Genomic DNA, 857 nt, shown 5'->3' with positions numbered 1-857 from the left:
ATGCCCGCAGTACGTCACGCCATCGTCGATCTCATCCTTCGGCCGCCGTCTCAGCAATGCCCATATTGCCGAAAGCAAATCCGCGAAAAACAGCGGCGAAAACACAATCTGCCAAAGTAGTGCTAGGGGCTCTATCCGCGAGTCGTATCGGGGAGAGAGCCCCCACCCGGATCCCATCCGTCGATGCGATCCGACCTCCCCCGCAAGCGGGAGAGGTGCAGCGAGCGTGCCGCTCTGTTCAGTCCAATCTCATCGCGCCTTAGCGCTCGTCACCGCGCGGCGCAGCGGCGCCTCGACATAGCGTGCGGCCATCGCGCTGGTGAATTCGGTCATCTTCTCGCGCAGCTCGTCGGGCGCGATCACCTCGGCCTCGGCGCCGAGCCGCAGCAGCTCGGTCGCGGCATGCCACACCGTCTTGCCGACCGGCATGGTGGCGACGTGCCATCCGTCGGCGTCGGTGTTATCGGCGAGCCGCATCCGCGCCTTCACGTAAGGATGCGCCAGCGCATCGAACAGCTTCAGCCCGAGCGGCGAGAGCCGCACCGTAGCCTCGTTCGGATGCAGCTCGGCCTCGAGCCGCTCGATCGAGGCGTGCCAATAGGCAGCGAGATCGAAATCCGCCGGCCGTGTGAACGGCGTCTCGAGCGCCGTGCAGTCCAGCACCCGCGCGACGCGGTAGCTGCGCACGCTGCCGTCGACGAGGCCGGCGAGATACCAGCTGCCACCCTTCAGCACGAGGCCGAGCTGCATCCGAACGAGGCTACGGTGCGGCTCTCGCCGCTCGGGCTGAAGCTGTTCGATGCGCTGGCGCATCCTTACGTGAAGGCGCGGATGCGGCTCGCCGATAACACCGACGC

The 857-nt window shown here is 66.4% G+C and carries 1 protein-coding gene; it reads right to left on the bottom strand.

Features of this window, described 5'->3' with window-relative positions:
- Positions 1-249: 249 nt before the first annotated feature.
- Positions 250-857 (bottom strand): helix-turn-helix transcriptional regulator (locus FNJ47_RS46280; protein WP_163163469.1); only part of this gene is annotated, 608 nt, incomplete at its 5' end.

The organism is Bradyrhizobium uaiense, assembly GCF_010811875.1.
GTDB lineage: Bacteria > Pseudomonadota > Alphaproteobacteria > Rhizobiales > Xanthobacteraceae > Bradyrhizobium > Bradyrhizobium uaiense.
The sequence above is the reverse complement of the archived record's forward strand: the minus strand, read 5'-3'. Positions and strand labels throughout refer to the sequence as shown.